This is a genomic window from Microcoleus sp. S13_B4, from assembly GCF_036700885.1.
GTDB lineage: Bacteria > Cyanobacteriota > Cyanobacteriia > Cyanobacteriales > Microcoleaceae > Microcoleus.
The window spans coordinates 159,006-171,747 of the sequence record NZ_JAUBPU010000007.1; the positions used below are offsets into that span (position 1 = coordinate 159,006).

Annotated in this window: 10 protein-coding genes; 6 read left to right on the forward strand and 4 right to left on the reverse strand. The window is 44.6% G+C overall.

The genetic code is table 11. The annotated features are described in order from the left end of the window. Positions 1 to 119: 119 nt before the first annotated feature. Together QT994_RS06975 and tsaD are read right to left on the reverse strand one after the other, a co-directional pair. Positions 120 to 611 (reverse strand): N-acetyltransferase family protein, encoded by a 492-nt coding sequence (locus QT994_RS06975; RefSeq protein WP_333172870.1) that lies wholly within the window; start codon positions 609 to 611, stop codon positions 120 to 122. 220 nt (positions 612 to 831) lie between these two features. Further along, entirely contained in the window at positions 832 to 1,905 is a 1,074-nt protein-coding gene (gene tsaD / locus QT994_RS06980) for a tRNA (adenosine(37)-N6)-threonylcarbamoyltransferase complex transferase subunit TsaD (RefSeq protein WP_333172854.1), read from the reverse strand. 330 nt (positions 1,906 to 2,235) lie between these two features. Here tsaD and QT994_RS06985 point away from each other — a divergent pair, with 330 nt between their 5' ends. From QT994_RS06985 to QT994_RS07005, 5 genes are all read left to right on the forward strand, one after another. Next, complete coding sequence (locus QT994_RS06985) at positions 2,236 to 2,724, forward strand: Photosystem I reaction center subunit III (RefSeq protein WP_333045349.1); 489 nt, start codon at positions 2,236 to 2,238, stop codon at positions 2,722 to 2,724. A 118-nt stretch (positions 2,725 to 2,842) separates the two neighbouring features. Beyond that, positions 2,843 to 2,971: a photosystem I reaction center subunit IX gene (gene psaJ, locus QT994_RS06990; protein WP_333037175.1), complete on the forward strand. Its 129-nt coding sequence runs from the start codon at positions 2,843 to 2,845 to the stop codon at positions 2,969 to 2,971. 251 nt (positions 2,972 to 3,222) lie between these two features. After that, complete coding sequence (locus tag QT994_RS06995) at positions 3,223 to 4,035, forward strand: carbon-nitrogen hydrolase family protein (RefSeq protein WP_333045351.1); 813 nt, start codon at positions 3,223 to 3,225, stop codon at positions 4,033 to 4,035. 416 nt (positions 4,036 to 4,451) lie between these two features. Further along, on the forward strand, positions 4,452 to 4,970 hold the full coding sequence (ilvN, locus tag QT994_RS07000; RefSeq protein ID WP_332945237.1) for an acetolactate synthase small subunit: 519 nt from the start codon (positions 4,452 to 4,454) through the stop codon (positions 4,968 to 4,970). A 96-nt stretch (positions 4,971 to 5,066) separates the two neighbouring features. Further along, complete coding sequence (locus tag QT994_RS07005) at positions 5,067 to 6,134, forward strand: hypothetical protein (RefSeq protein ID WP_333172856.1); 1,068 nt, start codon at positions 5,067 to 5,069, stop codon at positions 6,132 to 6,134. 226 nt (positions 6,135 to 6,360) lie between these two features. On the opposite strand, the gene QT994_RS07010 is transcribed toward QT994_RS07005, so the two are convergent. After that, on the reverse strand, positions 6,361 to 9,906 hold the full coding sequence (locus tag QT994_RS07010) for an EAL domain-containing protein (RefSeq protein WP_333172858.1): 3,546 nt from the start codon (positions 9,904 to 9,906) through the stop codon (positions 6,361 to 6,363). Between the two features lie 155 nt (positions 9,907 to 10,061). Further along, positions 10,062 to 11,204, reverse strand: a complete 1,143-nt coding sequence (locus QT994_RS07015) for a transposase (protein ID WP_333172861.1) — start codon at positions 11,202 to 11,204, stop codon at positions 10,062 to 10,064. A gap of 199 nt (positions 11,205 to 11,403) precedes the next feature. On the opposite strand from QT994_RS07015, the gene QT994_RS07020 reads away from it, so the two are divergent. Next, on the forward strand, positions 11,404 to 12,408 hold the full coding sequence (locus tag QT994_RS07020; protein ID WP_333172873.1) for a zinc-dependent alcohol dehydrogenase family protein: 1,005 nt from the start codon (positions 11,404 to 11,406) through the stop codon (positions 12,406 to 12,408). Positions 12,409 to 12,742 lie beyond the last annotated feature (334 nt).

Here is a 12,742-nt window from a genome sequence, read left to right on the forward strand (position 1 = left end):
TTCCTGTCCCCCCCTTTCTTAAGGGTGGCTAGGGGGGATCTGGGCCTATATCGTCAAACAGCAGACCGATACTACATTTAATGCTAAGTTGACACGATGAAGGGCTCTCGCCTAAGTCCCTACAGACAACGCAAACCAAGAATTACGACATCTCTTTCAACGCCGTCAAGTTCGGCAACTTGTGGCAGATATCCCCAGCGCTGAAAGCCAAATTTTTCAAACAATCTTAAACTTGGCTGATTGTGAGAAAAGATTATTCCCATGAGAGTTTTAAGGTTCAATTCTGGACTCCGCACAATTGCCGATTGCAATAATTTTTGTCCGATTCCGCAGCGTTGGCGATCGGGTGCGACGTAGATGCTAACTTCTGCTGTATGCTGATAGGCGGCGCGTCCGTAAAAAAGCTGAAAACTCAGCCAGCCAACAATATTTTGTTCTGATTCGATTACCCAAATCGGCAAGGAATTGGGGGAGTGTTCTCTGTACCACGGAAGGCGGCTTTCAATTGAGACTGGTTTTAAATCTGCTGTGGCCATTCTCCCTGGTATTGCGGCGTTATATATTTGGACAATTGCTGGCAAATCGCTTTCTTCTGCATCGCGGATTTTCATCGTTTGGTTGACTGTTGGCTGTTGACTGTTGACTGTTGAGCATAGCATCTGATCCCCCCTAACCCCCCTTAATAAGGGGGGGACAAGATTCTTCTCAAAGTCCCCCTTATTAAGGGGGATTTAGGGGGATCGAGATATGTGCAACTTCACATTAAATTGGTATTAACTGTCTTCTCGTTACCAAGCAGAGTCTGGTCAGCAGAAGACCCACTTATTTTTACTAATGACTATTGTACAGTTCCATAATATCGCTGAGGGCCATCCGCGAATTTGCTCCCAAAGTCAGCGGCGATGTGTGTCCTCGCTGCAAGTGTTCTGCCGCCGCACAGCCGATCATTGCGGCGTTGTCTGTACAATATTTTAATGGCGGAAACAATACTCGCAAGTTGTGTTTTGCTGCTGCTGCTTGTAAGTGTTTTCGCAGTCCGCTGTTTGCTGCAACTCCGCCGCCGACTACAATAGTGCTCAGTCCGAAATTTACGGCGCAGTCGATCGCTCTTTTTGTTAAACCCTTGGCTACTGTTTCTTGAAAGCTAGCCGCAATATCATTAATTGTAGAGGCAGGCAAAATGCCTTCGGCACCCACATTGTTATTTTGTTTCTTGAGTTTCTGCACTAATTGCAAAACTGCGGTTTTCAACCCGCTAAAACTGCTGTCGTAGGGATGATAGCCACCACCAGGTAACGAAATTCTGCCTTCTGGTAGGGGGTATGCTTGGGGATTGCCAAGGGCCGCCAATTTGTCAATCAGTGGCCCACCGGGATATCCTAGCTGCAACAGTCTCGCAACTTTATCAAAAGCTTCGCCGGCGGCGTCGTCGCGTGTTTGTCCTACAGTTTCGTAAACGCCACAATCTTTGACATAAATTAAGCTGGTGTGTCCCCCGGAAACTAACAAACACAAAAACGGTGGCTGCAAGTCGGGTTCGGTAAGGTAAGAAGCGTAGATGTGCCCTTCGAGGTGGTGGACGCCTAAAAAAGGTTTTTGATGGACTATTGCCAAGCTTTTCGCCGCTGTCAGCCCGACTAACAATGCACCTACTAAACCGGGGGCACAAGTCGCTGCAATTCCGTCAATTTCTGACCAACTGAGGTTGGCTTCACAGAGACACTGGGCAATTACCTGATTTAGCATTTCTAGGTGACTCCGCGAAGCCACTTCCGGCACTACCCCGCCAAACTGCTCGTGGATTTTAATTTGCGATGCTACAACATTGCTGCAAACTTGACGATTCTTAACAATTGCTGCTGCTGTTTCGTCACAACTTGTTTCGATCGCGAAAATGGTTGCCATTTACTGGTAATTTTATTTGATAGGTTAGCTATTGCTAGCTTAACTAATTCGGCGCAAGTCCCCCGCTCTACCTGTACTCAGGTTATTGTTAAGGGATATTTGCCCCCCGAAGGACAGAGGCCATCATCTGATGCAAGGAAGCTATATCCTCGCGGTATTGCTAGCTCAGCATTGACCTATGAAAACGCGAATCCCTCATTCTATTGGGCTTTGCCGCATCACTGATGGATACTTTAGACTGTCAACAAATGCGGTAATTTGGATTCGCGATCGGCAAGTTGAAATGCTTGTACAAAAACTTATTGTTTTGTAACAAAAGGAAACAATTCCATGCGACGATTGTTTGCTGCAATTTTAGTGTTGAGTGTCTGGTTCAGTTTTGCTCCAGTTGCTTCGGCTTACAATTTAGTGCCGTGCAAAGACTCTCCCGAATTCAAGGAACTTGCTAAAAATGCACGTTCTACCAATGGCGACCCCGCATCTGCGAAAGCAAGATTCGAGCGCTATTCCCAAGCTATGTGCGGCCCGGAAGGATACCCGCACTTAATCGTAGACGGTAACTTGAGCAGAGCAGGGGACTTTTTGATTCCTAGCATACTGTTCTTGTATATCGCAGGTTGGATTGGTTGGGTGGGCCGTTCTTATCTGCAAGTTACCAAAAAATCAGCAACCCCAGAGGAAAAAGAGATTATTATCGACGTTCCTTTGGCAATCAAATGTATGCTGAGCGGCGTTTTATGGCCTCTGGCCGCTCTCACATCCATCACCAGCGGTGAAATGTTTGCGAAGGACGACGAAATTACCGTTTCCCCCCGCTAAAATTGGGAAATGGAGAAGAGCTAATAGCTAACGGTTAAGTAATTAACTAGAAATGAGCAATTAGCGCGCTTATCGATCGGCAATTACCAACTGTCTCGAATTTTCAGGAGCAGAATTCATGCAATACTTTGTCAAGTTTCTTTCTACAGCACCAGTATTGGCTATCCTTTGGATATCTATTCAAGCTGCGGCTTTAATTGAATTTAACCGCTTTTTCCCAGACCTACTTTTCCATCCGATGCCTTAAGATTTGAGGGAAATTAGGTTGCAAAACCTAGGAGAAACCAGTTGAGAGTTTTGAGTTTTGAGTGATGAGTTACAGGTTAATTTAAAGCTCAAATATCAAAACTCTCAAACCACACCAGTTAGTGCAAAATGGGTGCATAAATGGGGAAAAGTTAAGAATTTCAACTATTTAGTTATCAAATTAGTTCCAATGACTAATGATTAATGACTAATGATTAATGACTAATGACTAATGACTAATATTGTGAATCGATGAAGTCTTATCTCGCAGCAGCAATTCAAATGACTAGCTTGCCTGACCTGCAAAAAAATTTGGTTCAGGCAGAGGAATTAATCGACTTGGCAGTTCGTCGAGGTGCAGAGTTAGTTTCCCTACCAGAAAATTTCTCGTTTATGGGAGAAGAGGAGGAAAAGATTGCTCAAGCAGAGGCGATCGGACTCCAAAGCGAAAAATTCCTCAAAACGATGGCCCAACGTTTCCAGGTAACGATTCTGGGCGGCGGATTTCCCGTGCCGACTCCAGGGGGGAAGGTATACAATACTTGTTTGCTGGTAGACCCAAACGGCACTGAAGTGGCAAGGTACAGAAAAGTACATTTGTTCGATGTGGATGTTCCCGACGGCATTACTTACAGGGAATCGAACACTGTGAAGGCTGGTGAAGATTTGCCGTCGGTTTATGTGTCGCCGGAGTTGGGGACGCTGGGACTTTCGGTGTGCTATGACGTGCGGTTCCCGGAGGTGTACAGGCATTTGTCGTACAAGGGAGCTGATATTTTGTTCGTGCCGGCGGCATTTACTGCTTACACTGGCAAGGATCACTGGAAGGTTTTGTTGCAAGCTAGGGCGATCGAGAATACTTGTTATATGATTGCCCCTGCACAAACTGGTCGCCACTACGGCCGCCGTCAAACACACGGTCACGCGATGATTATAGATCCTTGGGGTGTGGTTTTGGCGGATGCTGGAGAGGAACCGGGTGTGGCGATCGCAGAAATTAATCCCGATCGACTAGAACAAGTCCGCCGCCAGATGCCATCGCTGCAACACCGGGTTTTTCTGTGAAGGAAGTTTGAGACCCAATGGGTCTCAAAATTTCAATCCCCGTCAGCTACAAGCCCTGAAAAGTTTTTATTCTAGCGATGAATTGTGTAGGTTCGTACACAAAAAAACTTGGATCGGGTGCGCCCAGAACTGAGTTGGGGCGGGTTTACGGTTGAGATAAAGCTGATCCCCCCTAACCCCCCTTCTTAAGGGGGGGACAGGAGTGTGATCAAAGTCAACCCCTACTCCCCTTCTTAAGAGGGATTTAGGGGGATCGAGACGGGTAAAAGCGAAATTGATCGAGGGTTTTTTTCCCAGGAGATGAACGGCGAATAACTCGCGATAAAATATCTAATGCAGGTTCAATGGGCGTGCACTTCTGCTAAAAGGCGAATTGGCGAAAGTATAATTGCACGAAATGCGTCTTTTTTGAAGAAATGAAACACACTCTTTCGGTTTTAGTTGAAGATGAAGCGGGTGTCCTCACTCGAATTGCTGGTTTGTTTGCCCGTCGGGGTTTTAATATTGAAAGTCTGGCCGTTGGCCCGGCGGAGCAAGTGGGAATATCTCGGATTACGATGGTTGTACCCGGAGATGACCAGATTATTGAGCAGTTGACAAAGCAACTGTACAAGTTGATTAACGTGCTTAAAGTTCAGGATATAACGGAAATTCCCTGTGTGGAACGGGAGTTGATGTTGCTGAAAGTTAATGCTGCTAGCGGGACGCGATCGGAGATAATTGAGTTAGCTCAAATTTTTAGAGCGCGAGTTGTGGATATTGGTGATGATACGCTGACATTGGAAGTTGTGGGAGATCCCGGTAAAATGGTGGCGATCGTCCAGGTTCTGAATAGATTTGGGATTAAGGAAATTGCTCGTACTGGGAAAATTGCCCTGACGCGGGAGTCGGGGGTAAATACTGAGTTTCTCAAGTCTTTGGAAGCGAAAGTTTAAGGAAGTTGACGGTTGACTGTTGACGGTTGACTGTTAACTGTTAACCGTTAACCTTGAATTAAAGACACTTTTTATTATTATAAGGTCTAAAACTTTATGCCAGTTCCTAATGAAGTGATAATTTTAGTGCCTGGTCTAAATACTCAAGAAAAAAATGAGTTTCTGGAAATTTTTTGTAGCTCTTTAAGCGAGCAGCTAGAGAGTTTTACTGTTCAAGAAAACGGTGAAATAAAAATAGCAGGACATACAGGAAAAAGATTTTCTATTTATAACAAACAAGAGTTGTACAAAACAATTGACATTTATGAAGCTTATTACATGGATGTATTTGCTAGTAATAAACTGAGTCAAAAAGATGAAAAAACTAAATTTATTAGAGGTGGTGAAGTCTTGATATATTGGTTGATTTCTCCTATTTGGTTATCCCTTAAGGAATCTCCTTCTTTATTTATATATTTTATTATTTCCGCTATTTTATTTACAGGTTGGTATTACGGAATTTTAGCTGCTGTTTTGATAGCTATAGGACAAACAAATAGTTTTTTTGGCGGCGCAATTCCGCTGGAGATGGCAAAAAAAATTGGATTTTTTGGTGAATCAATGAAAGGATGGTCTTTTTGGTTTTTTATTAGTGTTTTATCAAGCTTTTTACCCATCAGTTCACTTATTGATATCTGTGAATTCTCCGCAGCCTATTTAGGGGAAGATACAGAGGGTAGTACAATGAGATCAAAGACTCGTGGTAGAGTATTAAATCTTCTCGAAGACGTATTGAAGAGCGATAATTATGATAGAGCAACTATATTAGCTTATAGTTTTGGTGTTGCTGTGGCGACAGATACTCTGGCTGATTATCACAGAGAAAACTTTTTTCGATACATTACTTTAGGGGGAAATTTAAAGGTTTTATCTTATAAATCTAATTGGGGAGAGAGAGAAATAAATAAATGCTTAAACAATGCAACAATAAATACCTGGATTGACTGCTATTCTAATCAAGACTGGGTGGCGGCTAAGACTCCGTTACCTAAAGGAAGTTCTTCAGATAAAATGATTTACAAAAAAGTTTCGGCAAAATCTTCTTCTTTCCTCCAACGTTTCTTAGGAAAAACTCACGTTTGTTATTTTTATGACTCTAGCGTTTGGGAGACTATTATTCGGTAAAATTTATAACTTCTGCCAGTTTATAATACTAAATCCGGGTTGTCCACCCCCTTTATCATTCGGCGGTTGAAACGCAAAGAGAGTGAAACGAAGTATGCCGAGGCAGACTCAGAGATAAAGGGAGTATTGAAGCCGGACTTGGTAGCAGACTCAGTTCCACAGACAACTAGCCCGCTGTCTGTTTTTATTCCTAGAAACAGCAAACAGTTAACAGTCAACAGTCAAATTACCATTTAGGTTGACTTTCTATCAAAAGTGTGGCTGCGATGCTGTCTATCGGCTTTGAGAAAAAGTATCCCTGTCCGTATTCGCATTGCAGCGCTCTGAGTAAATTAAGCTGTTCGATGGTTTCGATGCCTTCAGCAATTACATCCATACCTAAATGACTGGCCAAAATTAAAATAGTCTGTACAATCGCTTCGTTGCCTTCATCTTCAGTCATGCGGCTAACAAAAGCTTGATCAATTTTTAAAGCATCAGTTGGAAAAGTGTGCAGGCGGCTCAACGAAGAATAGCCAGTTCCGAAATCGTCAATATATAATTGAATTTCTAAATTTTTCAATCCTGCGAGGATAGCGACTGCTGATTCGGCATTCTCCATGATGACGCCTTCAGTAATTTCTACCTTTAAAGTGCGGGGGTCAAGCTGAGTTTCTTGTAAAATTTCGCTAATGCGATCGATTAAATCCGGTTGTTTAAATTGTTGATTAGAAAGGTTGACGCTGACAGTCAACGGCGGATTGGCAGGGAATTTTTCGTGCCATTCGTGGATCTGATGACAAGCCGATCGCATCATCCACCAACCAATAGGTATAATCAATCTAGTTTCTTCCGCTACTAAAATAAACTCGCCGGGAGATACGACACCCCGCAGCGGGTGATACCACCGCAGCAGCGCTTCAAAACCGCTGATTTTACCGCTAGTTAGAGAGACGATGGGCTGATAGTAAAGCTGAAATTCCTGGGAGTCTAAAGCGCGTCGCAGGTCGTTTTCCAGTTGCAAAAGGGCGACGGCGCGAGTGTGCATACTTAAGTCAAAAACTTCGTGGCGAGCTTTGCCCAATCCCTTCGCATGATACATGGCAGCATCTGCATCTCGGAGCAGTTCTTCAGGTCGATCGTACAATATGGACAACGGGACATTGGGAACAGGAGAGTCGGAAGATAAGCATGACAAAGAAGTTTCCCGATCGATATTTCCCAGATTTTCGGGACTCGACAGTTTGCGGGTTTCCGTTGGACACGGAGGAACACCAGAACAAACAATCCCAATGCTAGCACTGGTAAAAACTTGATACTCGTTAAGGTAAAAAGGCTCTGCCAGTTCCGCTTGCACTCGTTCGGCAATCTGGATCGCATCCTCGGTGCTTTTGATATTTTCCAGCAAAATAGCGAATTCGTCGCCACCGAGACGGGCCACGGTATCTCCAGCGCGCAAACAGATTCCCAGGCGCTGCGCGATCGCGATCAGCAACCGATCACCAACTAAATGCCCCAAACTGTCGTTAACAACCTTAAAGCGATCGAGATCGATAAACAGCACCGCAAACAAAATCTCGGGGTGGCGTTTTGAAAGATCGATCGCGTGCCCCAAGCGATCCATAAATAAAGCTCGGTTGGGCAAACCGGTTAGCATATCGTGCAAAGCATCGTGTACTAACTTATCTTCTGCTATTTTGCGGAGGGTAATATCTTCGACAGTGCCTTCGTAGTAAAGTAAATTTCCGTCAGGGTCGCGAACTGCCCGGCCGTTCTCGGAAACCCAGATAGTAGTGCCGTCAGCGCGGTAAACTTGGGACTCGAACTCAGACACAAAACCGTGTTTTTCGATCGCGCGCAAAAACTCGACGCGCCGGTTGGGATCGAGGTAAAGTTGGCGGTCTATGTCTTGGATATTCGCAATCAATTCCGTGGCCGACTCGTAGCCATAAATTCTCGCCAAAGCAGGGTTAGCGCTGAGGTAGCGTCCGTCGCGCGTTGTCTGGAAAATGCCTTCGATCGCATTTTCAAAGATACTGCGGTATTTCTCTTCCGCCTGTTGCAGCGCGAATTCTGCCTGCTTGCGATCGGTGATATCGGTCAAAGTGGCGAGATAGCCTAGAACTTCACCGCTTTTGGTCATTTCTGGCACTGCTTGCGAAAAGACCCAGGTGGTGAAGTCACCGTTGCAAAAACGGTACTCTAACTTACAGGGCGACTTTTCTGTGACAGCGCGATACCACTGGCTCAAAACACGCTCGCGGTCTTCGGGATGCAAACTTTGCGCCCAACCTTCGCCTATTGCCATTGGCGCAGTCAGTCCCGCCATCTCCAAAAATCGCTCATTGACGTACAAGCAATCTCCAGCAGCGTCGGCGCGGAAAATCCCGACCGGCAGTATTTTTGCCAAGGTGTAATAGCGGTATTCGCTTTCTAGCAGCGCGCTGGCAGCTACTTTCGTCTCTGTGATGTCAAACATTGCGCCTTGAAGGATGACAGATTTGCTTGCTTCATCGCGAACTGCGGTCGCTTGATCGCGGAACCAGACGACTCGGCCGTTGCGGGCGATCGCGCGGTATTCTGAAACCAGCGACCCCTCGCAGAAGATATCTTCTCCATCGGTGAATTTCTGTGTGGCGTTTTCAACTAACACGCGGTCACGGTCTTCTGGGTGAACGAGTTTCAGCCACAGGTCGGGATCTGCTCTCCATTCAGCTACAGAATAACCTAGAAAAGTCTCGATTTGCGGGCTGATGTAAAGTTTGGCAGCCTTGCGGTTGAGGGGAGAAATGTAGGTGACAGCGGGCATTTGTTCTACCAGGGCGCAGTATTTCGCTTCTACAGTGGACAGTGCTGCTTCTAGGCGCTGCCGCTCTAATTCGGCGGCGGCCCGTCCAGCAAAGATGTTGAGAATTAATCGGAATTTGGCAAGATGTGCTTCCACCAGGGGTCGATCGTGGAAAATACAAATAATGCCTAAAGGTTCGCCGTAAGAGTTTTTCAGCAAGACTCCCAGGAAACTGCGCGCACCTGTAACTATCGGTCTGCTGTCTTCTGGAAAGGTTTCCCAGAGGTTGTCGGCACAGGAATACATTCCCCCCTCCAGCACCCGCGCTTCGGGAGTATTGGCAGTGTCGCACTCAAAGTTTGGCTGCTGCTGTCCGTCGCTCCAAAAACTGATAATTTGCAATCTATCGGCAGCAGCATCGGTGCGTGCCTTCGACTTAATCGATTTGGCAGCGACGGCGGTGCGAACTCCGAGTGCTGAGGCTAAGTGGCAAACTAAAGCATCAAAGAATTGTGCTCCCCCCGGCGACTCAGTACCTGCTAGGATTTCGCCCAGCAAATCTTCCTCTAATTGCGCGTAACCATTAACTTGGGGAGGATTCTCGGCATTCGGGCGATCGGGATTGTCTCCCATCGAACCCGAAATGCTCAAACTTAGGGTTTTGCTAGTTCCAGGCTCTAAAAGAGGCGAAGAATTCACACTTAGGCGCTGTTGCTGGGCGAAGAATACAGCGCGGCCCATACCTAAAACTTTACCCAAGAAGCTGTCAGTTGCCGGCCATAGATTTGAGTTGAGGAAAATCAAAAAGTTTTTCCGCATTTTCAATCCCGCAGATAAATCGTCGGACTTTAATTCTGCCAACTGCCGTTGCTCGGGGGCTAGCGGTAGGCGGGAAGGTCTTCGGTGCCGCTTGAGATAAATCGCGGACACCAAGGCTAAAGTCGCCGATAATCCCAGAAGATATGCAAGAATCTCAAAGTAAAAAAATAAATCTAGATCGAACATCGATTAGCACCGCTCGACAATTATTGTAGTTATCTGAAGCCAATCTATTTAAAAATAACTAAGTATCGTCACGGATGGGTAACGAATACAAGGTCAGATCGCCGTGAAGGCGACAAGAGAGTTAACAGTTCACAAAAACCGGGCCATACTTGACCTTACCGAACTTTTTGTGGTTCTTTTTGTACAGGATCAACCCGTACAGGTGAAACTGCAAACACATATCTAGGGTTGTGGCACTCCTCTAAGGGTGAGTTTACGTTTAATTTTATAATCATCTTTAACGCTGCATTCACATCAGCATTAATCCGAATTTCATTCAAATACCGAAACCACCCACTTTTACCTCTCTTACCCTGGTAAGACTCTTGCTTACCGCCAGACTCTAAATCCAAAAAAATGCACTTATTTGTATAATATGCTTGTGTAACTATTACCTTAATATCGAGTAACTCAGCTTTGTAAGTAATAAATTTTATGAGCTGGGTAGGAGGAAGTACCCCAAAATTATGATGCTTGTTTTCTAATCTTATATTTTGTTTGTCACCCCCATTTCTGCCAATAATTAACTGGGTTATTTTCTCATCCACCAACCGCTTGACAATCAAACTGCTGGTTTTATGAAGGTATTTTTCTAATCGCTTGTTTCGATTAAAGGTGATTGCCTTGATTTGGCGCTTGATAGATTTTACCTGGTCAAGTTTTGACAGTAAAAATGCTCGGCGCTGATTGAAAGCTTGATTGATTGATTTGAGATGTTTTTTATCAGAGAGAGTTGGAGTAAATGTTGGCTTAATAGATGCCAAAACTACGAGGTTATCAATCCCTAAATCTCTACCTGCTTTCAGGTTATAATTTAAATTGACCAACGTTACAAGCTGTTGATTGGCAACCTCAACAAAGTAGATCGCTGTTGCAAGACCTATCCTTACCTTGATGACATTTTGGGATTTTGTAGAAATTATTATGTCAGTTTGAGAGAAATGAAGTAGTCCATTATTTTTGTCACCTCCCTTTTTTTCGATCGACTGGTTATCCTGACTTAACAAGTTACATCCCCAGATTTGATGTTTGTATTGGGGGATGCTGGGGAGAAATGAAAATCGAGGTAGATATCGGTCATAAGCTATTCTTGATGGTTGGCAATACTCCCACTCGTGAACAACTTGTTTGAGAATTTGATTTCTCGTTTTAGCAGGTAAGGATTTAGAGGCGTTGGTAGGTTTTAGGATGGCATATAACTGTGGTATAATTATGGTAACACCAAGGTTAGACCCCGAAGTGAAAAAGTTTTTTTTCATATAATATTTACCATGATAGTAGAGATTTATGGACAGAAACGATAAGTCATCAAACTGTTTATAAAACTGCTGCTACCGAGCTATGTAAGGCTTTTCAACAACAATCATAAACTTTGGGATCAACAAAAAGTTTTTTCTTGCTTTGCTAAGCAAAGTACAATAAAGTCTAGGGATTATCTGATCTAGTGTAACACCAATGATGAAAGCGATCGTTTTTCAAAACCCCGGAAGCCCGTCCGTATTGAAACTGCAAGATATCCCCGCCCCTACTATACAAACAGAAACTGAAGTTTTGGTGCGGTTGCGAGCGGCGGGTATCAATCCGATAGATACTAAGTTGCGATCGCGCGGCACTTTTTACCCCGATAAAACTCCTCACGTTTTGGGGTGCGACGGTGCTGGAGTCGTAGAGGGTGTCGGTGCTGGTGTGCAAAGTTTCCAAGTGGGAGACGAGGTTTTTTTCTGCAATGGCGGTTTGGGCGGGTCGATCGGTACTTATGCTGAGTTTGCTGTTGTAGACCAACGCTTTCTCGCCCTCAAGCCTGCTGCTTTAAGTTTTGCTGAGGCGGCGGCGGCACCGTTAGTTTTAATTACAGCTTGGGAATCGCTGTACGATCGAGGGCGCTTGCAAGCCGGTCAAAAAGTGCTGATTCAAGCTGGTGCCGGCGGTGTCGGCCACGTCGCGATACAGTTGGCAAAGTTGCAGGGGGCAGAGGTTTGCACGACTGTTAGTTCTGAGGAAAAAGCCACTTTTGTCAAGCACTTAGGTGCAGATTCAGTTATTTTATACAAAAATACCAATGTTGTCGATGAGGTTTTGACCTGGACTCAAGGACAAGGAGTTGATTTGGCTTTCGATACAGTCGGGGGAGAAACTTTTTACCAAACTATTCCGGCTGTGAAGATTTATGGAGATTTGGTAACAATTTTGGAACCCGATCCGGCTTTGGGTAATTTGAAAACAGCGAGAATGCGGAATCTGAGAATTAGTCTGGAATTAATGTTAACACCAATGCTGGAAGGTTTGGTGGAGGAACAGGAACAGCAGGCTCATATTTTGCAGAAGTGTGCTCGTTTGTGCGATCGCAACTTGCTAAAAATTCACGTCAGCAAAACTTTCCCTCTCGAAGAAGCGCAAGCCGCTCACGAACTGTTAGAAACAGGCTCAGTAACTGGTAAAATAGTGCTTGAAATGGGGGGTTAAAAATGCGGATGCTTAAATAAAAAATTCACAAATGATATCATGTCCGGTCGAGGAACCGCGATTTTTGTAGGGTTCCCCTCACCAAGAATACCTGCTGCCAATAATTGACAATCTAAAAAACTCGCTCCGACCGGGATATTATGACTAATCGATCGGACATGATATGAAATTCTTGGATAGAAAGGTGCAAAATCCTCGTTAATAATTTTGAGAGAGTTCTGGCTAATTAGACGACCAAGGTGAATGTTTGTTTTATATATAGTCATTTCAAATAAGTATGAGACTATTTAAAAATGAGGTAAAATTAATAAGAATAGTCAACCCGGTAGGAAAA